Here is a 25,594-nt window from a genome sequence, read left to right on the forward strand (position 1 = left end):
CTTCAGCGGGTTCATCAGCCAACGCATATTCAGTGCGACGGCATCGCGCAGCGCTTTTCGATGCGGACCTGGACGCTCGCCAGCAACGTGCTCAGTACCCAGTAAATTGCCGCGGCCGCCAAGTACAACGGCAACGGTTGAAACGTCGATGCGATCGCCTCCTGTGCGGAGCGCAGCAGCTCGGTGACGGTGATGACGGAAACGAGAGAGGTGTCCTTGATCAGGCTGATCAGCGTGTTGCCAAGGCTCGGCACCGCCAAACGCAGGGCCTGCGGGCAAACGACGTATCGCAGCGTCTGTCCATAGGTGAGGCCCAGACTATGCGAAGCCGCCCACTGCCCCCGCCCGATCCCGAGAATCGCGCCACGCATGCTTTCCGACAGGTAAGCGCCGGCATTGAGCGTCAGCGTGAGAATGCCTGCCGTCGTCGGGTCGAGCGAGAGGCCGATGTCGGGCAACCCGTAGTAGACGACGAATACCTGCACGAGAAGCGGTGTGCCGCGCATCAGGCTGACGTACGCTTGTGAGAGCGCGGACAAGATTCGACTGCTGCTGATCCGCATGATCGCAACCAGGAGCCCGACGATCAATCCGAGCACCATCGACGCGACCGCGAACTTCATGGTGAACACCGCTCCTTGCAGTAGAAGGGGCAAGGTATGTGCAACTAGCTCTAACGCTTGCATAAGCTTGACTCCAGGCGGCAGCCGAGCGCGTCGGCGGCAAGGTGGGCGACGGCGCGCTCGATTGAGGACGGTTAGTGCGTGGCGGGAACGGTGATGTCGGTGCCGAACCACTGCATCGAGAGCTTTTTCAGCGTGCCGTCTTGCTTCATCGACGAAATTGCGTCGTCGATGGCCTTGGCGAACTTCGGATTACCCTTGCGGAACGGGATGCCCATTTCCGTATCGCCGCCCTTGACCGTCGCTCCTGCCTTCAGAGGCAGATGCGCGTTCTTGATCAGATACGGAAGCATGACGCGATCGTCCATGCTGACATCGACGCGCCCCGAGGCGAGGTCGCTCAGTTTCTCCGGAGCCCCGGGGTAGGTCTTCACTTCTACGCCCGGCAGCTTCTTCGCGAGGTCGGCGTAATTGGTGCCGAGCGTGACACCCACGCGCTTGCCGTTCAAAGCGCCGGCGGCGGCGTAATCGGTCTTGTCGCCTTCACGCTGAATCAGTTGCGCCGACGAATACGTGTAGGGTTGCGAGAAATCAAGCGCTGCCCGGCGCTGGGGCGTAATGCCAACTTGATTGACGATCACGTCGAACTTGCCCGCTTGGAGTCCAGCGAGAATGCCGCTCCATTCGGTCGTGATGAATTGAGGCTTCACGCCGAGGCGAGCAGCGACCGCCTTTGCAACGTCGACGTCGAATCCCACGAGTTGCCCATCGGTATTTCGGGAGTCGAACGGAGGGTAGGTGCCTTCGCAGGCGATCGTCAACACACCCGCCTGCTTGACCTTGTCGAGCAAGTCCTCCGCGTACGCGGACATGGTCGCGACGCCAAGTAGTGCTGCGACGAGTCCGTACGCGAACATCGGCCTAAATGCCTTCATCTCTTGTCTCCTGTCGTTGGATAAATATGCTGCGTGTTCGGACTGGTTTTGATCAGTCCATCGTCAACGCGCTGTGGCACCGGGCGGACTTCGAGACCGTCGCGGGTCTTGGGAGGATCCACGCTTGCGAGCGCCACTGACGACAAGCTTAAGGGTCTCAGAATGAAAAGTGCTTCCAAAGATTTGCCATAAATCAGGCATATCGAAGAAATATTTTCTACCACCTCATGATCTAGAAATGGTTTACTTGCACAAAATCGGGCGACGGTAGTGTGCGGGGTAAGAGTTGGGATGGCGTGGGTCGGGCTTTCCGTCGGCACGTACAACCGTCTCGCAATATCTGACGATCGAGTGCCCGTATGAAAGGTGCGTCGTGGGGAACGCATGGAGGAGTTTGCTCGAGAAGAGCTTAGGTCGCCCTCTCCGCCATTCGGTGTCCGGCTGAGCTTGCAGCCTACTAGCGGCCTGCGGGAGACCTTGGCCTGACGGGACTCGACCGTCGAATTCATGGATGAGGTGCGCCGAGACGTTCAACGTACAGGCACAGGAATTCCGTGCAGGCGCTACTTCAGCCCGGCAGGCCAGCTGCTGCTGTCGTCGTTCTTAGATTCGGGCTGTGATTTGACGCGATCACGATCGGAAAAGACGAAGGGGTTACGCAAACATCGCGTAACCCCTTCATTTATTTGGTGCCGGCTGCAGGACTCGAACCCGCCACCTGATGATTACAAATCAACTGCTCTACCAGATGAGCTAAGCCGGCGTGAGTCGGCGATTCTACTTCATTTCACGACCTTGAGGTGGCCTTTCCCGCCGCCGCCTTTGCTGCCATCGTCGTCGGGGCGCGAAGGCTTGCCTTCATCGCTCGCCGACGCCGGCACAGCGTCCCCGCTCTGCTGCGAAGCTTCGGATTCCAGAACCCGCACATCCTCCACTTCACTGTGCGCCACCGGCTCGCCGCTTTGCGCCGCGCCCGTCGCGGGCTCGACTGGGAACGCCATGCCTTGCCCGTTCTCGCGCGCATAGATCGCCAGCACATTCGCCACCTGCACTTCGATCTTGTGCACCTTGCCCGAGAACCGTGCGCTGAACTCGATCCACTCGTTGCCCATCTGCAGCTGGCTCGTCGCCTCGAAGCTGATGTTCAGCACGATCTCGTCGTTGTGCACGAACTGACGCGGCACGCGCGTCTGGCTGTCCACGCGCACCGCGATGTGCGGCGTGTAACCGTTGTCCGTGCACCACTCGTACAACGCACGCAGCAAATAAGGCTTAGTCGAAATCTCTTGCATCAACTGTCCTCGTACAAAGTCCGGCGCGACGCCCGCCCATGCCAACCGCGCAGGCGCGCGCCCGAACCCGATTTACCGGCGCATCACCTTTTCCGAGGGCGTCAGCGCCTCGATGTAAGCCGGGCGGCTGAAAATACGCTCGGCATACTTCATCAGCGGCGCAGCGTTCTTCGAGAGCTCGATACCGTAATGGTCCAAGCGCCACAGCAACGGCGCGATCGCCACGTCCAGCATCGAAAACTCTTCGCCGAGCATGTACTTGTTCTTCAAGAAGATCGGCGCGAGCTGGGTCAACCGGTCACGAATCGCAAGACGCGCCTTCTCGTGGTTCTTCTCCGCCGCCTTGCCCTTCTCGTTCTCGAGCGTGCCGACGTGAACGAACAACTCCTTTTCGAAGTTGAGCAGGAACAAGCGAGCCCGCGCGCGCTGCACCGGATCGGCCGGCATTAGTTGCGGATGCGGGAAGCGCTCGTCGATGTACTCGTTGATGATGTTCGATTCGTACAAAATCAAGTCGCGCTCGACGAGAATCGGTACCTGCCCGTACGGATTCATCACGGCGATGTCTTCCGGCTTGTTGAACAGGTCGACGTCGCGGATCTCGAAGTCCATGCCCTTTTCGAACAGTACCAGCCGGCAACGCTGGGAAAAGGGGCAAGTTGTGCCGGAATACAAAACCATCATGTCTAAAGTTTCCTCAAAAAGCTGAAGGGCCGGCACGCCAAAGGGCTCGCCCAAAGAGCGAGCCCTTTTCTTGCACCGGCCCCACGCCGTGTTACGGCGTGATTATTTGACGTCCTTCCAGTACGCCGCGTTCAACCGCCAGGCGAAAAATGTCAGTACGCCCAGGAAGATCAGCACCCACACGCCAAGCTGCCGGCGGGTCTGCTGGTTCGGCTCGGACATCCATGTCAAGTACGCAACCAGATCGGCCACGGCAGAATCATAATCTACCGGCGACATCGTCCCCGGTTTTACGACTTGGTAGCCCGCGAACTGATGCGTCGTCTCCCCCGTTTCCGCGTCCTTCACATCCTCGAATTTCGCCGTGCGCACTCCCTGCAACTGCCACAGCACGTGAGGCATGCCGACGTTGTTGAACACCATGTTGTTCCAGCCCGTCGGCCGCGTATCGTCGCGGTAGAAGCTGCGCAAATAGGTGTACAACCAATCGCTGCCGCGCGCGCGGGCTTCGACCGACAAATCGGGCGGCGTCACGCCGAACCACGCCTTCGCATCGTCGGGCCGCATCGCCACCGACATCGTGTTGCCCACTTTGTCGGTCGTAAACAGCAGGTTCTGCTCGATCTCCTTCTTCGAGATCCCGATCTGCTCCAGCGAGCTGTACCGCACCAAGTTCGCACTGTGGCAGTTCAGGCAATAGTTTACAAACAATTGCGCCCCGTGCTGCAACGACGCGATGTTATGCATGTTGTCCGGCGCACGATCGAGGTGGAAACCCTCTTCCGCGTGCGCCGTTCCCAGCGCCGCCGCCAACGTCAGAATGCTCGCCCCGCCGATCCGCGCGAGCTTGCTCAGCCAAGTCTTCATATTCTTTTATCCTCGCTCGCGATTAATGGGGCTTGAACCGAACGCGCTCGGGCGGCTGCTTGAACGTGCCGAGCCGGGTCCAGAACGGCATGCCCAAGAAGAACGCGAAGTAGATCAACGCGCAAATCTGGGCGATCAACGTGGCCACCGGCGAGGGCGGCTTCGTCCCCAAATACGCGAGCGCCAAGAACGCCACGACGAAGATCCCGTAGAAAACCTTGTGGAAGAACGGACGATACCGGATCGACTTCACCGGGCTGCGATCGAGCCAAGGCAAGAAGAACAACGAAATCACCGCCGAGCCCATCACCACCACGCCCCAGAATTTCGCTTCCGTCACCGCCATGAAGGCGATCAAGAGCGCAGCCAGCACCGGCAGGCCGATGCGCCACTTGCCGCGCGCACGCACGAGCGCCAGCAACCCAAGCAGGCCGATTACGATCATCAAGACGATCTTGAACGGGTCCGTGGTCGCACGCAGCATCGCGTAGAACGCCGTGAAATACCAGACCGGCGCGATTTCCGGCGGCGTCTGCAGCGGGTTCGCCGGGATGAAGTTGTTCGCTTCGAGGAAATACCCGCCCATCTCCGGCGCGAAGAAGATGATCGCCGCGAACACGATCAAGAACACGCATACGCCGAAGAAGTCGTGCACCGAATAGAACGGGTGGAACGGGATGCCGTCGAGCGGCTTGCCCTGCGGATCCTTCTTCGCCTTGATCTCGATGCCGTCCGGGTTGTTCGATCCAACTTCATGCAACGCAACGATATGCACGAACACGAGACCGAGCAGCACGAGCGGAATCGCAATCACGTGGAATGCGAAAAAGCGATTCAGCGTGATGTCCGAGACGACATAGTCGCCGCGGATCCACAACGACAGGTCCGGGCCGACGAACGGGATTGCCGAGAACAAGTTGACGATCACCTGGGCGCCCCAGTACGACATCTGCCCCCACGGCAGCAAGTAGCCGAAGAAGGCTTCGGCCATCAGGCACAAGAAGATCGCGCAACCGAAGATCCACACGAGTTCGCGCGGCTTGCGATACGAGCCGTACATGAGCCCGCGGAACATGTGCAGATAGACGACGACGAAGAACATCGACGCGCCCGTGGAATGCATGTAGCGGATCAGCCAGCCCCACGGCACTTCGCGCATGATGTATTCGACCGACGCGAACGCAAGCTGCGAATCGGGCTTGTAGTTCATCGTCAGGAAGATGCCCGTCACGATCTGATTGACGAGCACGAGCAGCGCGAGCGAGCCGAAGAAGTACCAGAAATTGAAGTTCTTCGGCGCGTAATACTCCGATAGGTGCGCCTTCCAGGTCGAGGTCATGGGGAAGCGCCGGTCGATCCAGCCGACCAAGCCCGTCGATTCCACTTGGTTTTCCGTTGTCGCCATTTACGCTTCTCCGTGTTCGTCTTTACCGATCACGACCGTGTTGCCATTGTTCGTGAACATGTAGGGGGGAACGTCGAGGTTCTGCGGCGCAGGCTTGTTCTTGAAGACGCGGCCGTCAAGATCGTAGGTCGAGCCATGGCAAGGACACAGGAAGCCGCCGGGCCAGTTGTCGGGCAGGTTGGGCTGCGGACCGGGCGTGAATCGCGGCGTTGGCGAGCAGCCAAGGTGCGTGCAAACAGCGACGACAATGAGGATGTTCTTGTGATCTGCGCGCGAGCGGTACTCGTTGTTGCAGTACTCGGGCAGCGGCATCGTGAACGGATTCTTCGATTTCGGATCGGCCACCTCGTTATCGGCCTTCTTCACCTCGGCCAGCATGTCGTCGGTTCGATTCAGGATCCAAACCGGCTTGCCGCGCCAAGACACCGTCATCATCTCGCCGGGCTTCAGACCGCTGATGTCGATTTCGACGGGCGCGCCACCCGCCTTGGCTTTCGCCGATGGCTCTAAGGAGTCCACGAAAGGCACAACGGCGGCTACGCCTCCAAAGCCGCCCATTACGGATGTCGCAATCAGCCAGGTACGACGGCTGCCGTCGACGCGTTCCTCTTCTTTATCTCGCATCACACGCCCCACTTCTAAGTTGGATTTTTCCGTCCGCATTTGCTGCCGCCCGCTAGTTTGCGCGAATGGAGTCGGCATTTACAAGAGCCGTCGGACAAAAACCATGCAAAGCGCTAATTCTTAGGGGTTTCCCCCCATGATGGAGGCGACGTTTCGTCTCACTTCTTCGTTAAGCATTCCCTGCATCGGTACATTTATTGCGCGACGCATGATACGAATCATGCAAAACGCAAAAATACAGGGAAATCGAACGAAAAACGCGCCGAAATTGCGGCGCTGCGTCACACCGGATTATCGATGTCGATAAACAGATGCTCGACGTCGAAGCGCTCGGAAAGGTGGGAGCCGAGCGCCTGCACGCCGTAACGCTCGGTCGCATGATGGCCCGCGGCAAGGAAGGCCACGCCGCTTTCTGCGGCGATGTGCGTGATCTGCTCGGAGATTTCGCCGGTGAGATAGACATCCGCGCCCGCATCGATCGCCGCCTCGAAATAACCCTGCGCCCCGCCCGTGCACCAAGCGATACGCCGCAACTCGGCATCGGCGTCGCCCAGCAGCAGCGGCGCGCGGCCCAGCGTCTGCTCCACCTGCGCGGCGAAATGCGCGAGCGTGACCGGCATGGGCAAGGTCGTCATCCAGCCGATCCCGTCCGCGCCGAAGCGCGCATCGCCGATCAGCCCCAGCCTCGCCCCGAGCTGCGCGTTGTTGCCCACTTCCGGGTGATCGTCGAGGGGAAGGTGATAGGCGAACAAGCTGATGTCGGCGTCCATGAGCGTCTTGATGCGCCGGTACTTGCGGCCCGTAATCTGGGGCGACTCGTTGCGCCAGAAGTAGCCGTGGTGAACGAGCACGGCATCGGCGCCCCACTCGCGCGCCGCCTCCAAAAACGCAAGCGACGCCGTGACGCCCGTTGCGATCTTGTCGACCCGCCGGCGGCCTTCGACTTGCAGGCCGTTGGGGCAATAGTCCTTGAAACGACCGATATCGAGCATGTCGTTCAAGTACAATTCAAGTTCGATCCGATCCATAGAAACCTCGATTCTTCAAATGCTTAGACGCTTCTGGCTGCTGTTCGCCCAAGCGGTGACGGTGCTGCTCGCACTGCTGTTCATCGTCGCCACACTCAAGCCCCAATGGCTGCAGCGGCAAGGACAATTCGGCAAGCAACTCGCTTCCCCGATCGTCGCACTGCGCGAAGTCGCCCCCGGCTCCGGCTCGGGCGCGGCGACGACCTCGTACGCCGACGCCGCACAGCGCGCGATGCCCGCCGTCGTCAACGTGTTCTCGGGCAAAGGCGGCTCGGCCCCGCCCAATCCACACGCGAAAGACCCGCTGTTTCGTTATTTCTTCGGCGATCCGAAGAACCCGCAGCAGCAACAGCCGCCGCAGGACGAGGCGGCGACGAACCTAGGCTCGGGCGTCATCGTCAGCTCGGAAGGCTACATTCTAACGAACGAACATGTCGTGGACGGGGCGGACGAGATCGAGGTCGCGCTGCCCGACGGCCGCCGCACGAACGCGAAGGTGATCGGCGTCGATCCGGAAACGGATCTAGCCGTGCTCAAGATCGGCCTGACCAACCTGCCCACCATCACGCTCGGCCGCGTAGAGCAGGCGCGCGTGGGCGATGTGGTGCTCGCCATCGGCAATCCGTTCGGCGTCGGCCAAACAGTCACGATGGGGATCATCAGCGCGCTCGGGCGCAATCATCTCGGCATCAATACCTTCGAAAACTTCATTCAGACGGATGCGCCGATCAACCCCGGCAACTCGGGCGGCGCGCTCGTCGACGTCAAAGGCAACCTGCTCGGCATCAACACGGCCATCTACTCGCGCTCGGGGGGCTCGCTCGGCATCGGCTTCGCCATCCCCGTGTCGACCGCGCGCAGCGTGCTCGAGAGCATCATCACGACCGGTTCGGTCACGCGCGGCTGGATTGGCGTCGAGCCGCAGGACGTCACACCCGCCATCGCCGAATCGTTCGGGCTCGAGCAGCGCGGCACGATCGTCGCTGGCGTGCTGCAAGGCGGGCCGGCGGACAAGGCGGGCATCAAGCCGGGCGATGTGCTGCTCGACGTGAACGGCGAAGAAATCACCGACACGACGCGGCTCTTGAACCTGATCGCCCAGATCAAGCCGGGCACTCAGGCCAAGGTCAAGCTCATGCGCAAGCGGAAAGAGGTGGATCTGACGGTGACGATCGGCAAACGCCCGCCGCCGCCCAAGCAAGCCACCAGCGAAGACGACAATAGCGACTCGCAGCAGCAAGAGGAATGATCGCGGAAGGCGCGAGGCGCCCGTTCGCTCGCGCCGACCACGAGCCAGCGGCGGGCGATCGTCGACCAGCAGTGCGAAGGCCGCCGGCCAACGCAATGGGAGATGTCGCGACTTAGGAGGTCGCGCCTTCTTCGTCTGCCACGGGCTCGGGATCCTTCCCGATGATCAAGCGAGCCGCGATGATTCCCGTCTCGTAAAGAATGATCAGCGGCAACGCGAGGATCAATTGCGAAAACACATCGGGCGGCGTGACGACAGCCGAAACGATGAACGCGCCCACCACGACATACGGCCGAATGCTGCGCAGCTTCTTGAGCGTGAGCACCTTCATGCGCACGAGCAACACGACGATGATCGGCACTTCGAAGGTCACCCCGAACGCAATGAACATCGACAGCACGAAGCTCAAGTAGTTGTCGATGTCCGTCGACATCTGCACGTCCAGCGGCGCGTTGTAATGCGCCATGACGCGGAATATCGTCGGAAACACGACGAAGTAGGCGAACGCCATCCCGCATAGGAATAGCAGGTAGCTGCTGCCGACCAGTGGCACCACCAGCTTTTTCTCATGCTGATAGAGCCCCGGCGCGACGAACGCCCAGATCTGATAGAGCACGATCGGCAGCGCAATGACGAGCGCAACGAGCATCGTCACTTTCACCGGAACGAAGAACGAACCGGTCACGTCGGTCACGATCATGCGCCCGCCCTTGGGCAGGTTCTCCATCAACGGACGCGCGAGCAGCTTGAAGATATCCGTCGCCCAGTAGACGAGCGAAAGGAACACGACGATGACGGCGATACCGGCTTTGATGATGCGGTCACGCAGCTCGACCAGATGCGAGATGAACGACTCTTCTGTGCCTTCGCTTGAGTTGTGCTGGGGGTCGCTCACGCCGGCCCTCTTAAAATGGAAATCGGCGCGCACCGCGCCGATGACTCGGAAGATGAAAAACCTCGGTCGCGCGCACGAACGGGATCAAAGGAACCGCCGCTGCTTGCGCAGGCTTGCTGGCGTGTAGCGGGCCACGCGCGCGGCCCCCGATTGCACGTGGGTGCGCCGGCCCGTGGCCCGCTTGTACCAAGTGGGCGCCGCTGCCTGCTTGACGCGCCAGTTGACGCGCTTGCTCGTAGCGCGCGACGAGACGCTGCGCCACGACGAGGAAGTAGCGCTGTCGGTCGTGCCCGCGCCGCCCGCCGCGTCCTCCGCGGCCCCCGTGCCGGCGATGCTCGGCGACACCGACGAGCCGGAGCGGAAAGCATCGTTCAACTCGGCCTCGTGCTTGCGCACGTTGTCGTGGATCGTGTTTTCCACGTTGCGCGCGGCCGATTCGAATTCGCTCTTCATCCGGCGTAGTTCGTCGAGTTCGATCTCGCGCGAGACTTCGGCCTTCACGTCATTGATGTAGCGCTGAGCCCGGCCAAACAGCGCGCCCGCCGTGCGCGCGACGCGCGGCAGGCGCTCCGGCCCGAGCACGACGAGCGCCACGACACCGATCAGCGCCATCTTCGTCAGTCCGAGGTCGAGCATGTCAGTGGCCTAGTGGTCCGTTATCGATTATGCGTTCCGACTCACGCGTTGTTCGCGTCGCCAACGCGCCGGGCCGGGACCGGCGCGCATCGCATTCAACGGTAATCGTTCGAGCGCGATTTTTCCTTGGCCTCGACGTCGATCGTGCCCGAGCGCGGCAATTCGCGCCGCTCGGCCTCGGCCGGGGCGGAAGGGGAAGACGGCGGCGCATCGGCGTCCTTGACGCCTTCCTTGAAACCCTTCACCGCACTGCCCAAATCGCTGCCGATGCTGCGCAGGCGTTTCGTGCCGAACACGAGCGCGACGATCAAAAGCACGATCAACCAGTGCCAAATGCTGAATGAACCCATGAGAACCTCCCGAGGTTTGCCACCGCCCATTCGCCGCAGCAAACAAATACCGGCCTTGCGACCCTAATCGGAGCGCGCGCGCTCCCTGTCGATCGATGCGAAACGGGTACGCCGCGCTATCAACCCATCCGCTTCCACGGCCGCGGACCGGCGAGTATATGCGCATGCAAGTGATAGACCTCCTGGCCGCCGCCCGGCCCCGTGTTGATGACCGTGCGAAACCCCGTATCGCCGCCGGTGTACGCGCAACCGAGCTGCTCGGCCAGTCGCGCCACCAGAACCAACATTTTACCAAGCAGCGGCGCTTCGCTTTCGGTGCAATTGGACAGGGTTTCCACGTGTTTTCGCGGAATCACGAGGATGTGCGTATCTGCCGCAGGATGAATGTCCTTGAATGCGACGAATTCTTCGTCCTCATGGACCTTCGTACTAGGGATCTCGCCCGCGGCGATTTTACAAAAGAGGCAGTTGTCGTGACTCATGGTGTTCCTGGTTGAGAGGCGAATGCGCGGCGCGCGATCGGATCAAAACCACGCGCGCGAATCGAGCGGCTTGTTGTCATAAAGGTACAGCCAGCCTTTGACGATACGGTACAGCATCCAAATTGATACGGCGGTAAGCACGGCGAAGCCGATGAAGACGAACACCAGCACGCCGCCGATGATATAGCCGACCAGGCCCATCCAGAACGTGCGAATGAGCCACTCGAAATGCGGCTGCGACGGGGTGCCCGCCGCGTCGTCGCGTTTCAAGTAAGCGATGATCACGGCGACGATGATCGAGATGCCCCCCGTGAACCAATGCAGGGCGTAAAGCCCATAAAGGATGTGCGTGAGCGTGCGCATGTCGCGTGCGCGGCCGGCGTCGGATCCAGGGTAAGGCATGGGCGCTTCGGGTCGCTGTTCCATTCTCGTTCTCCTGTCGACCGAGGTTTGTGCTTCGGCTATCGCGATTGGCGCAAAGTGCTGCGGCACGTGCGCCAACCTCATGCAATGCGGCCTCGACGGCGCCGTGCCTGCGCCCGACGGGTTCAACCGCCGTTTTCTTCGCGATCGCGCCGCTTTCTGAGCGCTTTTTCCTCGATGCCGGACATGCCCTCGCGCCGTTCGAGCTCGGCGATCACGTCCGCGGGGCTCAGATCGTAGTGTGACAGCATGACCAGGCAGTGAAACCAAAGATCGGCCACTTCCCCGACGAGCGCGCCGGGCGCGCCGCCCTGGCGCACGTCCTTGGCGGCAAGCACGACTTCGGTCGCCTCTTCACCGATCTTCTTGAGCACGGCGTCGTCGCCCTTGTGAAACAGGCGAGAAACGTAGGAGACCTCGGGGTCGCCCCCCTTGCGGCTGTCGATGATGGCGGCAAGCCGCAGGAGCGTATCTTCGGTCGTCGAACCGGCGGCGCCCGCGGCGGCCGGTTGCGTGGATTGCGTGGATTGCGTCATCGGTAGATCTGTTCGGGGTCTTTCAGCACGGGATCGACGGCAACCCACTCGCCTTCGTCCACGGTACCTTCGAATTTTTGGAAAAAACAGGAATGGCGCCCGGTATGGCAAGCGATGCCCGATACCTGCTCGACTTTGAGCAGCACGACGTCTTCATCGCAGTCGAGCCGCACCTCGCGCACGTGCTGCACGTGGCCCGACTCTTCGCCCTTGAACCACAGGCGCTGGCGCGAGCGCGAGAAATACACGGCGCGTCCCGTTTCGACGGTCTTGGCCAGCGCCTCGCGATTCATCCAGGCAAACATCAGCACGTCGCCCGTCGTCGCTTCCTGGGCAATGACGGGGATCAGCCCGTTGGCATCCCATTGGACTTTGTCGAGCCAGGGTTTTTCGGCCGGGGCGCTCATTTGGCCTCCGCACACGACGCTTCGAATGCGGCCACGCCACGCCCGAGCAAGACGGGATATGCCACAGAACGTCGGAATCGTTTCATCATTGCCTCACAGGAATGCCGCGCTCGGCCATGAATCGCTTCGCTTCGCCGACCGTGTGCTCGCCATAGTGGAAGATGCTCGCGGCCAGCACGGCATCGGCGTGGCCCTCGGTAATGCCGTCGGCCAAATCCTTCAGCGAGCCCACGCCACCCGACGCAATGACCGGCACGGGCACCGCATCCGACACCGCCCGCGTCAGCGCGAGATCGAAGCCGCTTTTCGTGCCGTCGCGGTCCATGCTCGTCAGCAAAATCTCGCCCGCGCCGTACTCGGCCATTTGCTTGGCCCACGCCACGGCGTCAAGCCCGGTCGCTTTGCGGCCGCCGTGCGTGAAAACCTCCCAGCGCGCCGGCTCGCCCTCGCCCGACACGCGCTTGGCGTCGATCGCAACGACGATGCACTGGGAGCCGTACTTCTGCGCAGCCTCGCGCACGAGTTCGGGACGCGCGACCGCCGACGAGTTCATGCTGATCTTGTCCGCGCCCGCGTTCAGCAGCCGGCGAACGTCTTCCACGGCGCGCACGCCGCCGCCCACGGTCAGGGGGATGAAAACTTGCGCCGCCACCGCTTCGATGATGGGCAGGATCAGATCGCGCTGGTCGGAAGTGGCCGTGATGTCGAGGAACGTCAGTTCGTCGGCCCCTTGCTCGTCGTAGCGGCGCGCGATTTCGACCGGATCGCCGGCATCGCGCAATTCGACGAAATTGACGCCTTTGACGACGCGCCCGGCGGTCACGTCCAGGCAAGGGATGATGCGTTTAGCTAGAGCCATGATGGTGCAAATGCCGCTAAGTGGGCCGCCTGCGCCAATGCAGACGGCATGATGCCGTAACGCCGTCACGCCCTGACGCGCCCCGCCTTGGCCGAAGGCGCCTCGGGGCCTAGCCACAGCGCGATCGCCGCGGCGCTCGTTCGGCGGCGTGCGTTAGGCGTCGTCCGATTCGCGCAGCGTATCGGCACGCTTTTGCGCGGCCGCGAAATCGAGATCGCCCGAGTAGATCGCGCGCCCGCAAATGACACCCTCGATGCCCTCGTCTTCGACTTCGCACAGCGCGTCGATGTCGGCCAGGTTCGAGAGCCCGCCGCTCGCGATCACGGGGATCTTCACCGCGCGCGCAAGACGCACCGTCGCTTCGATATTGATGCCTTGAAGCATGCCGTCGCGGCCGATATCGGTGTAGATGATCGATTCGCAGCCGTAGTCTTCGAACTTCTGGGCCAGATCGACGACTTCGTGGCCCGTCAGCTTGCTCCACCCGTCGGTGGCGACTTTGCCGTCCTTCGCATCCAGGCCGACGATGATATGCCCGCCGAACGCCGTGCAGGCGTCTTGCAGAAAGCCGGGATTCTTCACCGCCGCCGTACCGATAATGACGTACGACAGGCCGTCGTCGAGGTAGCGCTCGATCGTTTCGAGATCGCGAATGCCGCCGCCGAGCTGCACGGGGATTTCGCTGCCGACTTCGTCGATGATGGCGCGGATTGCCTCTTCGTTCCTGGGCTTGCCGGCAAAAGCGCCGTTCAGGTCGACGAGATGCAGCCGCCGAGCGCCACGGCTGACCCATTGCCGAGCCATCGCGGCGGGATCCTCGGAAAATATCGTCGCCTGGTCCATATCGCCTTGTTTAAGGCGCACACACTGACCGTCCTTGAGGTCGATGGCGGGAATCAGCAGCATAGCAATCGCGTGAAATCTGGGAGGTTGAAGGTGGGCGGCGCATCTGGCCGGGCGCGCAAGCGATCCCGACGTCGATGAGCCGTGTCGCTTAGTTTAGTACAACTCTTTCCGTGTTCCGCTCGCTCGGGGCCGGAATCGAACGCGGTGCGCGAGCGGCGGCACCGCGTTCAGGGGTTCCAATCGACAAAATTGCGGTATACGCGCAGCCCCGCGGCCGCGCTCTTTTCCGGGTGAAACTGCGTCGCAAACACGTTCTCGCGCGCAACAGCCGAGGTGAAGGTCCCGCCATATTCGGTTTCCCCGACCGTGTGCTCCGGCTTATCGGGAACGACGTAGTAACTATGGACGAAGTAGAAGAACGCGCCGTCCGGCACACCGGCCCACAGCGGGTGGGGACGCGTTTGCCGCACGCGGTTCCACCCCATTTGCGGCACCTTGAAGCGCGAGCCGTCGTCCTGCAGCCGGCCTTCGAGCTGAAAGCGGACCACCTTGCCCGGCATCAACCCCAGGCCGGGCGTCGAGCCCTCTTCGCTCCAATCGAACAGCATCTGCTCGCCGACGCACACGCCCATCAGCGGCTTGACCCGCGACGCTTCCAGGACAGCCTCCTGCAACCCCGATTCGCCGAGGCAGCGCATGCAGTCGGGCATCGCGCCCTGCCCCGGCAAAACGACGCGTTCGGCAGCGCGAATGCCTTCCGGACGATCGACGATCGCCACGTCCGCTTCCGGGGCAGCCTTTTTCAGCGCCTGGTACACCGAGCGCAGGTTGCCCATCCCGTAATCCACAATCGCAATCTTTTTCATAGCAAAAAGGGCCTTTGCCCTTCATCGCAAGTTAGGCAGCAACGCCTTCAACCCATCGACGATGAACTCCACCGCCAGCGCCGACAACATCAAACCCATGAGCCGCGTGCCGATGTTGATGCCCGTCTGGCCCACCCAGCGGGCAATCGGTTCGGCGAGCCTGAGCGAGCCGAAGCAAATCACGGCGATCGCCGCGCCGATCGCGATCAGGCCCACGCGGTCGTACCAGTGGTGCGAGCTCGCCGCATAGACGATCACGGTGCTGATCGAGCCGGGGCCCGTCAGCAGCGGGATCGCGAGCGGCACCACCGCAATGCTGTTCTTCGATTCGGCCTCGTCGCGCTCCTCGGCCGTGGCGCGCGTGTTGCCGATCTGCGCGTTCAGCATGTTGATCGCCATGAGCAACATGATGATGCCCCCGCCCACCTCGAGCGAACCGACCGAAATACCAAAAAAACTGATGATCTGCTGCCCGAGCAGCGTCGTGATCGCAATCACGCAAAACACCGAGATCGAGGCGATGCGGATCGTGTGGCGCCGCTCCGCATCGGATTGCGCCGATGTGAGGCTCAGAAAAAACGGCACCGCGCCGACCGGGTTGATCAGCGCCAGCAGCGAAATAAACGATTTCAGAAGATCCATCGCAAGCCGGCGCCCGCTTTGGGCGCGCCGGTCCGTCGGTATAGGTCCAGGTCCAGCGTCAGAGACTGCCCTTCGTCGACGGAATCTGCCCCGCCGCGCGCTCGTCGAGCTCCACGGCCATGCGCAGCGCGCGACCGAACGCCTTGAATACCGTTTCCAGTTGATGGTGCGCGTTCAAGCCGCGCAAATTGTCCACATGCAGTGTCACGCCCGCATGGTTGACGAAACCGCGGAAAAACTCAATCGACAAGTCGACGTCGAACGTGCCGATCCGCGCGCGCGTGAACGGCACATGGAATTCGAGGCCCGGCCGCCCGGAAAAATCGATCACCACGCGCGAGAGCGCCTCGTCGAGCGGGACATAGGCATGCCCGTACCGGCGAATGCCCTTTTTGTCGCCCACCGCCTTGGCCACCGCCATCCCGAGCGTGATGCCCGTGTCCTCGACCGTATGGTGGTCGTCGATATGCAGGTCGCCTTGCGCCTCGATGTCCAGGTCGATCAACCCATGACGAGCGATCTGATCGAGCATGTGGTCGAGAAACGGCACACCGGTGGCCAGCCGCTGCTTGCCCGTGCCGTCCAAATTGATCTTTACACGGATCTTCGTTTCGCTGGTATCGCGAAACACTTCCGCTACGCGCATGGAAAACCTCGAAGTCACTTTATTTCAGCGCAAGCGCCGCCAGCATTTGTGCGTTTTCCTCGGGCGCACCGACCGTCAAACGCAGGCAATTGGCCAACAATGGGTGCATTCTACCCACGTTTTTGACCAAAACCTTCGCATTTAGCAGCGTATTGAACGCGGCATCGGCATCCGGCAGCCGCACGAGCAGGAAGTTCGCCGCGCTCGGAAACACCGTGACGCCCGGCAATGCCGCCAGCGCGGCCGACAATTTCTCGCGCTCGGCGCGCAACTGAGCGGCCTGCGATTCGAGCACGTCGACATGATCGAGCATGAATTGCGCGGCGGCCTGCGTCAGCACGTTGACGTTGTAGGGCGGGCGCACCTTGTCGAACTGCTCGAGCCAGGCCGGCGCGCCGGCCAAGTAGCCGAGCCGTATCCCCGCCAGGCCGAGCTTGGACACCGTGCGCATGACGACGACGTTGTCGTAGTCGAGCACGCGGCCGATCCAGCTCTTTTGCGCGAACGGCTGGTAGGCCTCGTCGATGACGACGAGACTGCCCTTCGCGCTAGCGATGATGCGTTCGATATCGGCGTCCGGGTAAAGCGTGCCCGTCGGATTGTTCGGGTAGGCCAAGTAGATGACGGCGGGCTTGTGCTCGGCGATCGCGGCCAGCATGGCCTCGACATCGAGCGTCAGATCGGCGCGGTGCGGCACGCCGACGAATTCGAGCTGCGCGAACTTGGCCGACATCTGGTACATCACGAAGCCCGGAATAGGCGCGAGCAGCTTCGCGCCCGGCTTTGCACAGGCCACGGCGATGATGCTGATGAGTTCGTCCGAACCGTTGCCGAGCAATAGATCCGCGCCGGCAGGCACGCCCATCACGCGCTTGAGCTTATCCACGAGCACGGACGGACGCGGCTCGGGATAGCGGTTCAAGGCCACCCCGGCCAGAACTTCGCCCAATTGCGAAGCCAACGCCGGAGGCAGCGGGAATGGATTTTCCATCGCGTCGAGCTTCACGAGGCCCGTCGCGTCCGCCACCGCGTAGGTGGTCATCGCCAGCACGTCGGGGCGGACGATGTCTTGCGGTGTTGTCGTCGTCATGGTCAGCCGCCTTGTTTCATCCGGTATTCGGCACTGCGCGCGTGCGCGGGAAGCCCCTCGCCATAAGCCAGTTCGGCCGCGATCTCGCCAAGCGTCTGCGCCCCTTCCGCGCTCACCTCGATCACGCTCGAGCGCTTGAAGAAATCGTAGACGCCGAGCGGCGACGAGAAGCGCGCCGTGCGCGAAGTGGGCAGCACGTGGTTCGGCCCGGCGCAGTAGTCGCCAAGGCTCTCGCTCGTGTAGCGGCCCATGAAAATCGCACCCGCATGGCGAATTTCCTTCGCCCATTGATGCGGGTCGAGCGCGGAAATTTCCAGATGCTCGGGCGCGATTTGATTCGCGATCGAGCACGCTTCGGCCATGTCGCGCACTTTGATGAGCGCGCCGCGGCCCACGAGCGAGCGCTCGATCACCTCGCGACGCGGCATGGTCGGCAACAGCTCGACGATCGCGTCTTCGACGCGCGAGATGAACGCTTCGTCGGGGCACAGCAGGATCGATTGCGCCAGTTCGTCGTGCTCGGCCTGGGAGAACAAATCCATCGCCACCCAGCGCGGGTCCGTCGTGCCGTCGCACAGGATCAGAATCTCGGACGGCCCGGCGATCATGTCGATGCCGACCGTGCCGAACACGCGCCGCTTGGCCGCCGCCACGTACGCATTGCCGGGGCCGCAGATCTTATCGACGGCAGGCAGGCTTTGCGTGCCGTACGCGAGCGCGCCGATCGCCTGTGCGCCGCCGATCGTGAACACACGGTCGACGCCGCCCAACAGCGCGGCGGCCAGGACGAGCGGGTTGCGCACGCCGTCCGGCGTGGGCACGACCATCACGATTTCGCGCACGCCCGCCACCCGCGCGGGAATCGCATTCATCAAAACCGAGGACGGATACGCGGCCTTGCCGCCCGGCACGTAGATGCCGGCGCGATCGAGCGGCGTAACTTTCTGGCCGAGCACCGTGCCGTCGGCTTCGGTGTACTGCCAGCTATGGCTGCCGCATTCGATCTTCTGCTTCTCGTGATAGGCGCGCACGCGCGCCGCCGCGGCCTCGAGCGCGGCGCGGCGCTTGGGTTCGAGGCCTTCGAGCGCGGCTTCGAGCTCGCTCGTCGGCAGCTCGAGCGCCGCCAAGCTATCGACGCTCAGGCGGTCGAAGCGGTTCGTGTATTCGAGGACGGCGGCATCGCCGCGCGCTTTCACGTCTGCCAAAATCTGCGCAACCGAGCGCTCGATCGCCTCGTCCTCGCTCGCCTCGAAGGCAAGCACGCCGGCGAGCGCCGCGCCGAAACCGGCGTCGCTCGAATCGAGTTTGCGAATCGTAAGTGCCATGCTGGTATCCGTTTCGGTAATGCGCGCACCGGGCGCGTCAGGCGCCGCCCGCCGTGCGCAGCGAAGCCCGCTCGAACGCGTCGAGCAACGGCTTGAGCGCGGCGCGCTTCAATTTCAGCGCCGCTTGGTTCACCACGAGGCGCGAGGAGATTTGCATGATCTCCTCGACCTCGACCAGGTTGTTCGCGCGCAGCGTGCCGCCCGAGCTGACCAGATCCACGATCGCGTCGGCCAAGCCGACGAGCGGCGCCAGCTCCATCGAACCGTACAGCTTGATCAAGTCCACGTGCACGCCCTTCGCCGCGAAATGCTCGCGCGCCGTTTGCACATACTTGGTCGCGACCCGCAGCCGGGCGCCCTGCCGCACGGCATTGGCGTAATCGAAGCCCGCCTTGACCGCCACCGACATCCGGCAACGGGCAATGTCGAGGTCGATCGGCTGATACAAGCCCGAGCCGCCGTGTTCGAGCAGCACGTCCTTGCCGGCGACGCCGAAATCGGCCGCGCCGTATTCGACATACGTCGGCACGTCGGTCGCGCGCACGATGATCACGCGCAGGTTCGGCGCGCTCGTGGGCAAGATCAGCTTGCGGGAGGTTTCGGGATCCTCGGACACCTGCACGCCGGCCGCGGCCAGCAGCGGCATCGTTTCCTCGAATATCCGCCCCTTCGAGAGGGCGAGCGTCAAGGGCGTAGTGCCATTCGTAGGGATCGTGCTCATGCGCGTTTCTCCGACACGCGGCGCACGCGTGCGCCGATCGCCGACAGTTTTTCTTCCATGCGGTCGTAGCCGCGATCGAGGTGATAGATGCGGTCGACGAGCGTTTCGCCATCGGCCGTGAGCCCCGCGATCACGAGGCTCGCCGATGCCCGCAGATCGGTGGCCATCACGGTTGCGCCCGACAGCCGCGACACCCCCGTCACGAGCGCCGTATTGCCGTCGATCGTGATATTCGCCCCAAGCCGATTGAGTTCCTGCACATGCATGAAGCGGTTCTCGAAAATCGTCTCGACGACTTGCGACGTGCCTTCGGCGATCGCATTGAGCGCCATGAATTGCGCCTGCATATCGGTCGGGAAGGCGGGATACTCGGACGTGCGAAACGACACGCAGGCGGGACGCCGCGCCATCCGCACGCGGATCCAGTCCTCGCCTTCTTCGATCGTCACGCCCGCCTCGCGCAGTTTCATCGTGACCGCCTCGAGCGTGATCGGCCGGACGTTGCGCAGCGTGACGTCGCCGCCCGCGGCCGCGACGGCGCACAAGAACGTGCCCGCCTCGATACGATCGGGAATCACTGCATGGCGCGCCCCGTGCAGCCGCTCGACGCCATGAACGACGAGCCGATCCGTGCCGATCCCGTCGATCCTAGCCCCCATCCGCACGAGCAATTGCGCGAGGTCGCTCACCTCGGGCTCGCGGGCGGCGTTCTCCAGCACGGTTTCGCCCTCGGCCAACGCAGCCGCCATCAGCAAGTTTTCCGTGCCGGTGACCGTGATCATGTCCGTCATGATGCGCGCGCCCTTGAGCCGCGTGGCGCTGGCCTCGATGTAGCCATGCTCGATGCTGATCTGCGCGCCCATCGCCTGCAGGCCCTTGATGTGCTGGTCCACCGGACGCGCGCCGATCGCGCAGCCGCCGGGCAGCGACACTCTGGCATGCCCGAAACGCGCGACGAGCGGGCCGAGCACGAGGATCGAGGCGCGCATCGTCTTGACGAGCTCGTACGGCGCGACGGGATTGCCGACGTTCGCCGCGTCGAGCGTCAATTGCGCTGCCTCGCCGGTCCCGCGCGCTTCGCGCACGCCCATCTGATCGAGCAGCTTGAGCATCGTGCGCACGTCCTGCAGATCGGGCACGTTATCGAGCTGCAGCGGGTCGGCCGTCAACAGGCTGGCGCACAGAATTGGCAACGCCGCGTTCTTCGCGCCCGAGATGCCGATTTCTCCGGCAAGCGGCCGGCCGCCTTCGATCACGAGCTTGTCCATGTTGGTTTGCGCCGCGCGGGCGTCCGTGGCGGCGCCGCTGCCGGCGTCGCGTGAATCTTGTGTAATGCGCACTCTAAGAATCTCGAATTATCCGTTCTGCCATTCCGCCGGCGTGAGCGTCTTCATGCTCAGCGCGTGGATTTCCTGCCGCATGCGCTCGCCGAGCGCCGCATACACGAGCTGATGCCGCTGAATCAGGCGCTTGCCCTCGAACGCGTCCGAGACGATCGTCGCAAAAAAATGCTGGCCGTCGCCCTCGACTTCCAGATGCCGGCAAGCAAGGCCGGCTTCGATGTATTGCTTGACCTGATCGGGGGTCGGCAACATGGTGAACGCTCCTTCTTCCAATTCAATAGCGCAGTTTGTAGCCCGACGCGAGCAAACGCATCGCCAAGGCGGCAATCAGCGCGAAAAATCCGCCGACGACGGCCAGACTCGCGAGCGGGTCGATATCGGACACGCCGAAAAACCCGTAGCGAAAGCCGTCGATCATGTAGAAAAACGGGTTCAGCCGCGACACATGGCGCCACAAATCAGGCAGCGAATGCGTCGAATAGAACACGCCCGAAAGAAACGTGAGCGGCATGATCAAGAAATTCTGGAACGCCGCGAGCTGGTCGAACTTCTCGGCCCATATGCCCGCGATGAGTCCGAGCGTGCCGAGAATAGCCGAGCCGAGCACGGCGAACGCGATGATGTAGAGCGGCGCCGCGAAACCGACCGGGATGAACCAGATCGTCACGACGAACACCCCGCAACCGACCGCGAGCCCGCGCACGACGGCCGCCAGCACATAAGCGCCGAACATCTCCCAATACGTGAGCGGCGGCAGCAAGACGAACACGAGGTTGCCCGTGATCTTGGACTGAATCAGCGAAGACGAACTGTTCGCAAAGGAATTTTGCAGCACGCTCATCATGACGAGCCCGGGAATCAGGAAGCTCGTGTACTCGACGCCCGGATAGACTTCGACGCGCCCGCGCAACGCGTGCCCGAAAATCGTCAGATAGAGCAGCGCCGTGACGACGGGTGCGAGCACCGTCTGGAACGCCACCTTCCAAAAGCGCAGGATCTCTTTATAGAACAGGGTGCGAAAGCCGCTCATGCCAGCCCCTCCACCACTTCCGGCGTATGCATCAGTTGCACGAAAACGTCTTCCAAATCGGCCTTGCGCACATCGATTTCCTCGAATGCGCAGCCCACCGCCCGGCACTGCGAAAGAATGCGCTCGACGTCGTCGTAGCTCGACAAGCGCAGCAGATGCTGACGCGCGCCCGGCGCCGCCGGCTCGATCTCGAGCGCGCGCAATTCGGCGGGCAGCGCGCCCGCGGCCAGGCGCAAGAACAATTGCATACCGGCGAAACGCTGCAGCAAAGCGCTCGTGCGATCGAGCGCGACCACCTCGCCGCGCCGCAGCATCGCGAGGCGGTCGCACAGCGATTCGGCCTCTTCGAGGTAGTGCGTCGTCAGCACGATCGTGTGCCCTTCTCGATTCAAGCGCGAGATGAATTTCCACAGCGTCTGGCGCAACTCGACGTCCACGCCGGCCGTCGGCTCGTCCAGAACGATGACGGGCGGGCGATGCACGAGCGCCTGAGCCACCAGCACGCGCCGCTTCATGCCGCCCGAGAGCGCACGCATGTTCGCATCGGCCTTCTCGCTCAAATCGAGGTTGGCCATCACTTCGTCGATCCAATCGTCGTTGCGGTGGAGCCCGTAATAGCCCGATTGGATGCGCAGCGTTTCGCGCACGGTGAAGAAAGGATCGAACACCAACTCTTGCGGCACGACGCCGAGCGCCCGGCGCGCTTGCCGGAAATCGGTGACGACGTCGTGCCCGCGGACCGACACGCTGCCTTCATCGGCGCGCGCAAGCCCCGCGAGGATGCTGATGAGGGTCGTTTTGCCCGCGCCGTTGGGGCCGAGCAGGCCAAAAAACTCGCCTTCCTCGACCGTCAAGCTGACGCCCTTGAGCGCTTGCAGCGCCTTATAGCGCTTCTTGACGTTGCGGATTTCTATTGCTGACATGGGTGTGCGCGGCGTTCTCGACGGCGCGCCTTTTGTTAGACCTAATCGGTGTCCGTTCGCGGACATGGGCGGCGGTGACGTCGCGCCGCGCCGACGGCGAGGCGGGAGGCCAGCCGGCTGTCCGGAAAAACGGTTGATTATAGGCTAAGTCGGGGCGACCCACCGGCCGCCCGCGGCCCGCGTCAGCGCGCCGCTGCGGTGTCGGCGGCCAGGGAAGAAACCTGCGGGCCGAACAGCGCGTCGACGCCGTAAACCTGGGCGAGACTCGCAAGACCGGCCGGCACGTTCAGGATCTCGACGGGCTTGCCCCGCGCCTGAGCTGCGCGGCGCCATGCCAGCAATACGGCGAGCGCAGACGAATCGAACTGCGCGAGGGCCGCGCAGTCGATCACGGTGGCGCCGGCTTCGATGCGAGCGAGGCCGGCGGCCAGCGCGGTCGTGGCGCTGGCGTGCGTGAGCGTCGCGCCCGTGGCGAAACGGCTCGGGTCCGTGCTCATGACGGTTGCTTTCCCGCGGCGAGCTGCTCGTTGCGCTGCGTGAGGAACTGCAGCAGGCCATCGACGCCGCCTTGGTTGATCTTTTCCGCGAACTGCTGCTGATACGCCTGGATCAGCCATGCGCCGGCAACGTTCAGATCGTAGACCTTCCAACCCTGGGCCGTCTTATACAGACGATAGTCGAGCTCGACGGGCTGGCCATTGTTCATGACCACCGAGCGCACGACCACGTCCGTCGCCCCCGGATCGGCACGGAACGGCTTGAATTGCACGGTCTGATCGCGCACCTGCGAGAGCGCGCCCGAATACGTGCGGATCAAGAGCATCTTGAATTGCTCGACCATTTGGTTTTGTTGTTGCGGCGTCGCCTGCCGCCAGGCGCGGCCCATCGCGAGCTGGGTCGTGCGGCGGAAGTCCGTGTACGGCAGGATCTTCTCGTTCACGACCTGCGTGATCTTGTTGATGTCGCCGTTCTTGATGCTCGCGTCGCTCTTGATCTGGTCGAGCACTTGCCCCGTCACCGTCTTGATCATGTTCTCGGGCGAACTGGTGTCGACCGATTGCGCGAAAGCGCCGCTAGCGAAAGAAAGCAACCCGGAAACCAAAGCTATCCAAAAGAATTTTTTCATCATCGATCCTTAAATTTCGAGGAACCCGAATTCGAGCACACCATGCCATGCAAGTTCGAGGCCGGTCCATCCCCGCGCGGCAACAGTCGTTTCGAATCGTTACTGCGCCAAGCGCTGCCTCGCACCGCTCAGCGCGGCAAATGAATGCCCGGGAACCCGCCGCGCGGCGGCACATACTGCTGCCCAGGAACCGTCTGATCTTCGCTGTTCCCGTCGCCAGCCGGCGCCGATGCTCCGCTCGCCGGCACCGCGGGCGTAGCAGCGGGGCTCGACGTTGCGGCCGGACCGGAGGCGGCACCCGCAGCGGAAGCCGGCGTCGCGCTCGAAGCCGCGGCAGCCGCTCCCGCAGCGTCCGATGCGCCGTCGTCGTACTTCGGCAGCGAATCGTCGTAGTTGGGCAACGCCTCCGAACCGTCGGCGCCCGAAATCAGGAACCGGCGACGCTGCAAATAGGCGTTGCGAATGAACGAGTATTTGTCGATCGCCGCACCCGATAGGACATCGACCGTCGTCAGCAGATTGGCCCGGGTATTCACGAGGTTGAGGCCGTACAGCGCCCACGTGACGCTCGACGGCTGAATGTAGCTGAGCGGATTGCCATAGTAATCGACGGCAAGCCCCGTCGCATCGCGCATCGTGCTCGGCCCGAGCAGCGGCAAAACGAGGTACGGCCCCGACGGCACGCCGTAGTGACCGAGCGTCACGCCGAAATCGGACGAATGCTTCGGCAACTTGGCCAGCGTCGCAACGTCGAAGAGGCCACCGACGCCGAACACCGAGTTGATGACCACGCGCATGATATCGCCCACGCCGTCGGCGATCTTCAATTGCAGCAGTTCGTTCGCGGCAATGTAGACATCGCCCACGTTCGAAAAGAAGTTGGTCACGCTCGAGCGCACCGGCTTCGGCACCGCCCATTTATAGCCCTTGGCCACCGGCTTGAGCGCGTATGTATCGACCGTGTCGTTGAATTTGAAGACGGTCCGGTTCAGCCCCTCGAGCGGATCGCCCGGCGTCGGCGTCTGGACGGACGCACAGCCGGTCAATGCCGCAATGGCCAGAGCAAGCGTCGCGTTTCTGGCGCGCGTGGTTCGCATTATTGTTCTCCGTTGGCTCTCACTGTCTGTGATTCGTTCAGCTGCCTGCGCTAGCCGCTGCCGGCGAGCTAGCCGCCGGTGCGCTCGGCGCGGGCGTGCTCGGCGCCGCGGCGGGCGCGCTGGGCGCCGGAGCGGCTTTGGCGCTGCCCGCATCGGCGGCTTTGCTGTAAAGGAATTGTCCGATGAGGTTTTCGAGCACGATGGCCGATTGCGTCATCGAAATGGTGTCGCCGGCCTTGAGCATTTCGCTGTCGCCGCCGGCCTCGAGCCCGATGTATTGCTCGCCGAGTAACCCCGAGGTCAGGATCTTCGCCGAAGAGTCCTTCGGAAACGGATATTGCTTGTCGATATCGATCGTGACGAGCGCCTGATAGGTGTTCGTATCGAAGCCGATGGACGACACCCGGCCGACCACGACGCCCGCGCTCTTCACGGGCGCACGCACCTTCAAGCCGCCGATATTGTCGAACTTGAGTTTGACGGGATAGGTCGCTTGGAACGACAGCGAGCTCATGTTGCCGACCTTGAGCGCGAGAAACAGCACGGCGATCAAACCCAGCACCACGAACAAGCCGACCCAAAAGTCGAGAACAGTCTTTTTCATCGTCATTCCAAAAGACAACAAATAGAGAATCGCGCAACGC

Annotated in this window: 32 protein-coding genes and 1 tRNA gene; 1 reads left to right on the forward strand and 32 read right to left on the reverse strand. The window is 62.8% G+C overall.

Going from position 1 to position 25,594, the window contains the following annotated elements; all coding sequences use genetic code 11:
- Positions 1-29 precede the first annotated feature (29 nt).
- From MMB74_RS19405 to MMB74_RS19445, 9 genes are all read right to left on the reverse strand, one after another.
- Positions 30-686, reverse strand: a complete 657-nt coding sequence (locus MMB74_RS19405) for an amino acid ABC transporter permease (RefSeq protein ID WP_277430296.1) — start codon at positions 684-686, stop codon at positions 30-32.
- 71 nt (positions 687-757) lie between these two features.
- Positions 758-1,558 (reverse strand): transporter substrate-binding domain-containing protein, encoded by an 801-nt coding sequence (locus MMB74_RS19410; RefSeq protein WP_277430297.1) that lies wholly within the window; start codon positions 1,556-1,558, stop codon positions 758-760.
- 687 nt (positions 1,559-2,245) lie between these two features.
- Positions 2,246-2,321, reverse strand: a tRNA-Thr gene (locus MMB74_RS19415).
- A gap of 19 nt (positions 2,322-2,340) precedes the next feature.
- Positions 2,341-2,850: a ClpXP protease specificity-enhancing factor gene (locus tag MMB74_RS19420; protein WP_277430298.1), complete on the reverse strand. Its 510-nt coding sequence runs from the start codon at positions 2,848-2,850 to the stop codon at positions 2,341-2,343.
- Between the two features lie 72 nt (positions 2,851-2,922).
- On the reverse strand, positions 2,923-3,534 hold the full coding sequence (locus tag MMB74_RS19425) for a glutathione S-transferase N-terminal domain-containing protein (protein WP_006052302.1): 612 nt from the start codon (positions 3,532-3,534) through the stop codon (positions 2,923-2,925).
- Positions 3,535-3,636: 102 nt separating this feature from the next.
- Positions 3,637-4,401, reverse strand: a complete 765-nt coding sequence (locus tag MMB74_RS19430) for a cytochrome c1 (RefSeq protein ID WP_277430299.1) — start codon at positions 4,399-4,401, stop codon at positions 3,637-3,639.
- Between the two features lie 22 nt (positions 4,402-4,423).
- Complete coding sequence (locus MMB74_RS19435) at positions 4,424-5,806, reverse strand: cytochrome bc complex cytochrome b subunit (RefSeq protein WP_277430300.1); 1,383 nt, start codon at positions 5,804-5,806, stop codon at positions 4,424-4,426.
- Entirely contained in the window at positions 5,807-6,430 is a 624-nt protein-coding gene (gene petA, locus MMB74_RS19440) for a ubiquinol-cytochrome c reductase iron-sulfur subunit (RefSeq protein ID WP_277430301.1), read from the reverse strand. It lies immediately after the preceding gene.
- 281 nt (positions 6,431-6,711) lie between these two features.
- Positions 6,712-7,458 (reverse strand): Nif3-like dinuclear metal center hexameric protein, encoded by a 747-nt coding sequence (locus MMB74_RS19445; protein WP_277430302.1) that lies wholly within the window; start codon positions 7,456-7,458, stop codon positions 6,712-6,714.
- 19 nt (positions 7,459-7,477) lie between these two features.
- Here MMB74_RS19445 and MMB74_RS19450 point away from each other — a divergent pair, with 19 nt between their 5' ends.
- On the forward strand, positions 7,478-8,707 hold the full coding sequence (locus tag MMB74_RS19450) for a Do family serine endopeptidase (RefSeq protein WP_277430303.1): 1,230 nt from the start codon (positions 7,478-7,480) through the stop codon (positions 8,705-8,707).
- A gap of 112 nt (positions 8,708-8,819) precedes the next feature.
- Here the strand turns inward: MMB74_RS19450 and tatC are convergent, their stop codons facing one another.
- From tatC to mlaD, 23 genes are all read right to left on the reverse strand, one after another.
- Positions 8,820-9,602: a twin-arginine translocase subunit TatC gene (gene tatC, locus MMB74_RS19455; protein ID WP_277430304.1), complete on the reverse strand. Its 783-nt coding sequence runs from the start codon at positions 9,600-9,602 to the stop codon at positions 8,820-8,822.
- Positions 9,603-9,686: 84 nt separating this feature from the next.
- A complete protein-coding gene (tatB, locus tag MMB74_RS19460; RefSeq protein WP_277430305.1) occupies positions 9,687-10,238 on the reverse strand; it encodes a Sec-independent protein translocase protein TatB in 552 nt (183 codons plus the stop codon).
- 95 nt (positions 10,239-10,333) lie between these two features.
- On the reverse strand, positions 10,334-10,588 hold the full coding sequence (tatA, locus tag MMB74_RS19465) for a Sec-independent protein translocase subunit TatA (protein ID WP_277430306.1): 255 nt from the start codon (positions 10,586-10,588) through the stop codon (positions 10,334-10,336).
- Between the two features lie 119 nt (positions 10,589-10,707).
- A complete protein-coding gene (locus tag MMB74_RS19470; protein ID WP_277430307.1) occupies positions 10,708-11,070 on the reverse strand; it encodes a histidine triad nucleotide-binding protein in 363 nt (120 codons plus the stop codon).
- 42 nt (positions 11,071-11,112) lie between these two features.
- Positions 11,113-11,496, reverse strand: coding sequence for a hypothetical protein (locus tag MMB74_RS19475; RefSeq protein WP_277430308.1), 384 nt, complete (start codon positions 11,494-11,496; stop codon positions 11,113-11,115).
- A gap of 122 nt (positions 11,497-11,618) precedes the next feature.
- Complete coding sequence (locus MMB74_RS19480; protein WP_277430309.1) at positions 11,619-12,029, reverse strand: phosphoribosyl-ATP diphosphatase; 411 nt, start codon at positions 12,027-12,029, stop codon at positions 11,619-11,621.
- Positions 12,026-12,436 carry a phosphoribosyl-AMP cyclohydrolase gene (gene hisI / locus MMB74_RS19485; RefSeq protein WP_277430310.1) on the reverse strand — a complete coding sequence of 137 codons (411 nt, stop codon included), beginning with the start codon at positions 12,434-12,436 and terminating at the stop codon, positions 12,026-12,028. The genes MMB74_RS19480 and hisI overlap by 4 nt, the downstream gene beginning before the upstream one ends.
- An 85-nt stretch (positions 12,437-12,521) precedes the next feature.
- Positions 12,522-13,295: an imidazole glycerol phosphate synthase subunit HisF gene (gene hisF, locus MMB74_RS19490; RefSeq protein WP_277430311.1), complete on the reverse strand. Its 774-nt coding sequence runs from the start codon at positions 13,293-13,295 to the stop codon at positions 12,522-12,524.
- A 153-nt stretch (positions 13,296-13,448) separates the two neighbouring features.
- Positions 13,449-14,201, reverse strand: coding sequence for a 1-(5-phosphoribosyl)-5-[(5-phosphoribosylamino)methylideneamino]imidazole-4-carboxamide isomerase (gene hisA / locus MMB74_RS19495; protein WP_277430312.1), 753 nt, complete (start codon positions 14,199-14,201; stop codon positions 13,449-13,451).
- A gap of 167 nt (positions 14,202-14,368) precedes the next feature.
- A complete protein-coding gene (gene hisH / locus MMB74_RS19500; protein WP_277430313.1) occupies positions 14,369-15,007 on the reverse strand; it encodes an imidazole glycerol phosphate synthase subunit HisH in 639 nt (212 codons plus the stop codon).
- Positions 15,008-15,028: 21 nt separating this feature from the next.
- Positions 15,029-15,649, reverse strand: coding sequence for a YchE family NAAT transporter (locus MMB74_RS19505; protein WP_277430314.1), 621 nt, complete (start codon positions 15,647-15,649; stop codon positions 15,029-15,031).
- A 58-nt stretch (positions 15,650-15,707) separates the two neighbouring features.
- Entirely contained in the window at positions 15,708-16,295 is a 588-nt protein-coding gene (hisB, locus tag MMB74_RS19510; protein ID WP_277430315.1) for an imidazoleglycerol-phosphate dehydratase HisB, read from the reverse strand.
- Between the two features lie 19 nt (positions 16,296-16,314).
- Positions 16,315-17,385, reverse strand: a complete 1,071-nt coding sequence (gene hisC, locus MMB74_RS19515; protein ID WP_277430316.1) for a histidinol-phosphate transaminase — start codon at positions 17,383-17,385, stop codon at positions 16,315-16,317.
- Between the two features lie 2 nt (positions 17,386-17,387).
- Positions 17,388-18,710 (reverse strand): histidinol dehydrogenase, encoded by a 1,323-nt coding sequence (gene hisD, locus MMB74_RS19520; protein WP_277430317.1) that lies wholly within the window; start codon positions 18,708-18,710, stop codon positions 17,388-17,390.
- A gap of 37 nt (positions 18,711-18,747) precedes the next feature.
- Positions 18,748-19,431, reverse strand: a complete 684-nt coding sequence (gene hisG / locus MMB74_RS19525) for an ATP phosphoribosyltransferase (RefSeq protein ID WP_277430318.1) — start codon at positions 19,429-19,431, stop codon at positions 18,748-18,750.
- Positions 19,428-20,699, reverse strand: a complete 1,272-nt coding sequence (gene murA, locus MMB74_RS19530) for a UDP-N-acetylglucosamine 1-carboxyvinyltransferase (protein ID WP_277430382.1) — start codon at positions 20,697-20,699, stop codon at positions 19,428-19,430. Before murA ends, hisG begins: the two co-directional genes overlap by 4 nt.
- A gap of 87 nt (positions 20,700-20,786) precedes the next feature.
- Positions 20,787-21,026: a BolA family protein gene (locus tag MMB74_RS19535; protein WP_277430319.1), complete on the reverse strand. Its 240-nt coding sequence runs from the start codon at positions 21,024-21,026 to the stop codon at positions 20,787-20,789.
- Positions 21,027-21,048: 22 nt separating this feature from the next.
- Positions 21,049-21,804, reverse strand: coding sequence for an ABC transporter permease (locus MMB74_RS19540; RefSeq protein ID WP_277430320.1), 756 nt, complete (start codon positions 21,802-21,804; stop codon positions 21,049-21,051).
- Positions 21,801-22,727 (reverse strand): ABC transporter ATP-binding protein, encoded by a 927-nt coding sequence (locus tag MMB74_RS19545; RefSeq protein ID WP_277430321.1) that lies wholly within the window; start codon positions 22,725-22,727, stop codon positions 21,801-21,803. Before MMB74_RS19545 ends, MMB74_RS19540 begins: the two co-directional genes overlap by 4 nt.
- Positions 22,728-22,909: 182 nt before the next feature.
- The gene (locus MMB74_RS19550) at positions 22,910-23,224 is read right to left on the reverse strand and encodes an STAS domain-containing protein (protein ID WP_277430322.1); all 315 of its coding nucleotides are present in this window, start codon (positions 23,222-23,224) and stop codon (positions 22,910-22,912) included.
- A complete protein-coding gene (locus MMB74_RS19555) occupies positions 23,221-23,853 on the reverse strand; it encodes an ABC transporter substrate-binding protein (protein WP_277430323.1) in 633 nt (210 codons plus the stop codon). Before MMB74_RS19555 ends, MMB74_RS19550 begins: the two co-directional genes overlap by 4 nt.
- Positions 23,854-23,981: 128 nt before the next feature.
- Positions 23,982-24,950, reverse strand: a complete 969-nt coding sequence (locus MMB74_RS19560) for a VacJ family lipoprotein (RefSeq protein WP_277430324.1) — start codon at positions 24,948-24,950, stop codon at positions 23,982-23,984.
- A gap of 37 nt (positions 24,951-24,987) precedes the next feature.
- A complete protein-coding gene (mlaD, locus tag MMB74_RS19565) occupies positions 24,988-25,560 on the reverse strand; it encodes an outer membrane lipid asymmetry maintenance protein MlaD (protein WP_277430325.1) in 573 nt (190 codons plus the stop codon).
- Between the last annotated feature and the right edge of the window lie 34 nt (positions 25,561-25,594).

Origin of the sequence: Trinickia sp. Y13, from assembly GCF_029522115.1 — a bacterium.
In the GTDB taxonomy this organism is placed as follows: domain Bacteria; phylum Pseudomonadota; class Gammaproteobacteria; order Burkholderiales; family Burkholderiaceae; genus Trinickia.

Excerpts from the sequence above, each read along its gene's own strand:
- MMB74_RS19405 (WP_277430296.1), bottom strand. The coding sequence starts at position 686 with ATGCAAGCGTTAGAGCTAGTTGCACATACCTTGCCCCTTCTACTGCAA.
- MMB74_RS19410 (WP_277430297.1), bottom strand. The coding sequence starts at position 1,558 with ATGAAGGCATTTAGGCCGATGTTCGCGTACGGACTCGTCGCAGCACTA.
- MMB74_RS19420 (WP_277430298.1), bottom strand. The coding sequence starts at position 2,850 with ATGCAAGAGATTTCGACTAAGCCTTATTTGCTGCGTGCGTTGTACGAG.
- MMB74_RS19425 (WP_006052302.1), bottom strand. The coding sequence starts at position 3,534 with ATGATGGTTTTGTATTCCGGCACAACTTGCCCCTTTTCCCAGCGTTGC.
- MMB74_RS19430 (WP_277430299.1), bottom strand. The coding sequence starts at position 4,401 with ATGAAGACTTGGCTGAGCAAGCTCGCGCGGATCGGCGGGGCGAGCATT.
- MMB74_RS19435 (WP_277430300.1), bottom strand. The coding sequence starts at position 5,806 with ATGGCGACAACGGAAAACCAAGTGGAATCGACGGGCTTGGTCGGCTGG.
- petA (WP_277430301.1), bottom strand. The coding sequence starts at position 6,430 with ATGCGAGATAAAGAAGAGGAACGCGTCGACGGCAGCCGTCGTACCTGG.
- MMB74_RS19445 (WP_277430302.1), bottom strand. The coding sequence starts at position 7,458 with ATGGATCGGATCGAACTTGAATTGTACTTGAACGACATGCTCGATATC.
- MMB74_RS19450 (WP_277430303.1), top strand. The coding sequence starts at position 7,478 with ATGCTTAGACGCTTCTGGCTGCTGTTCGCCCAAGCGGTGACGGTGCTG.
- tatB (WP_277430305.1), bottom strand. The coding sequence starts at position 10,238 with ATGCTCGACCTCGGACTGACGAAGATGGCGCTGATCGGTGTCGTGGCG.
- tatA (WP_277430306.1), bottom strand. The coding sequence starts at position 10,588 with ATGGGTTCATTCAGCATTTGGCACTGGTTGATCGTGCTTTTGATCGTC.
- MMB74_RS19470 (WP_277430307.1), bottom strand. The coding sequence starts at position 11,070 with ATGAGTCACGACAACTGCCTCTTTTGTAAAATCGCCGCGGGCGAGATC.
- MMB74_RS19475 (WP_277430308.1), bottom strand. The coding sequence starts at position 11,496 with ATGGAACAGCGACCCGAAGCGCCCATGCCTTACCCTGGATCCGACGCC.
- MMB74_RS19480 (WP_277430309.1), bottom strand. The coding sequence starts at position 12,029 with ATGACGCAATCCACGCAATCCACGCAACCGGCCGCCGCGGGCGCCGCC.
- hisI (WP_277430310.1), bottom strand. The coding sequence starts at position 12,436 with ATGAGCGCCCCGGCCGAAAAACCCTGGCTCGACAAAGTCCAATGGGAT.
- hisF (WP_277430311.1), bottom strand. The coding sequence starts at position 13,295 with ATGGCTCTAGCTAAACGCATCATCCCTTGCCTGGACGTGACCGCCGGG.
- hisA (WP_277430312.1), bottom strand. The coding sequence starts at position 14,201 with ATGCTGCTGATTCCCGCCATCGACCTCAAGGACGGTCAGTGTGTGCGC.
- hisH (WP_277430313.1), bottom strand. The coding sequence starts at position 15,007 with ATGAAAAAGATTGCGATTGTGGATTACGGGATGGGCAACCTGCGCTCG.
- MMB74_RS19505 (WP_277430314.1), bottom strand. The coding sequence starts at position 15,649 with ATGGATCTTCTGAAATCGTTTATTTCGCTGCTGGCGCTGATCAACCCG.
- hisB (WP_277430315.1), bottom strand. The coding sequence starts at position 16,295 with ATGCGCGTAGCGGAAGTGTTTCGCGATACCAGCGAAACGAAGATCCGT.
- hisC (WP_277430316.1), bottom strand. The coding sequence starts at position 17,385 with ATGACGACGACAACACCGCAAGACATCGTCCGCCCCGACGTGCTGGCG.
- hisD (WP_277430317.1), bottom strand. The coding sequence starts at position 18,710 with ATGGCACTTACGATTCGCAAACTCGATTCGAGCGACGCCGGTTTCGGC.
- hisG (WP_277430318.1), bottom strand. The coding sequence starts at position 19,431 with ATGAGCACGATCCCTACGAATGGCACTACGCCCTTGACGCTCGCCCTC.
- murA (WP_277430382.1), bottom strand. The coding sequence starts at position 20,699 with ATGGACAAGCTCGTGATCGAAGGCGGCCGGCCGCTTGCCGGAGAAATC.
- MMB74_RS19535 (WP_277430319.1), bottom strand. The coding sequence starts at position 21,026 with ATGTTGCCGACCCCCGATCAGGTCAAGCAATACATCGAAGCCGGCCTT.
- MMB74_RS19540 (WP_277430320.1), bottom strand. The coding sequence starts at position 21,804 with ATGAGCGGCTTTCGCACCCTGTTCTATAAAGAGATCCTGCGCTTTTGG.
- MMB74_RS19545 (WP_277430321.1), bottom strand. The coding sequence starts at position 22,727 with ATGTCAGCAATAGAAATCCGCAACGTCAAGAAGCGCTATAAGGCGCTG.
- MMB74_RS19550 (WP_277430322.1), bottom strand. The coding sequence starts at position 23,224 with ATGAGCACGGACCCGAGCCGTTTCGCCACGGGCGCGACGCTCACGCAC.
- MMB74_RS19555 (WP_277430323.1), bottom strand. The coding sequence starts at position 23,853 with ATGAAAAAATTCTTTTGGATAGCTTTGGTTTCCGGGTTGCTTTCTTTC.
- MMB74_RS19560 (WP_277430324.1), bottom strand. The coding sequence starts at position 24,950 with ATGCGAACCACGCGCGCCAGAAACGCGACGCTTGCTCTGGCCATTGCG.
- mlaD (WP_277430325.1), bottom strand. The coding sequence starts at position 25,560 with ATGACGATGAAAAAGACTGTTCTCGACTTTTGGGTCGGCTTGTTCGTG.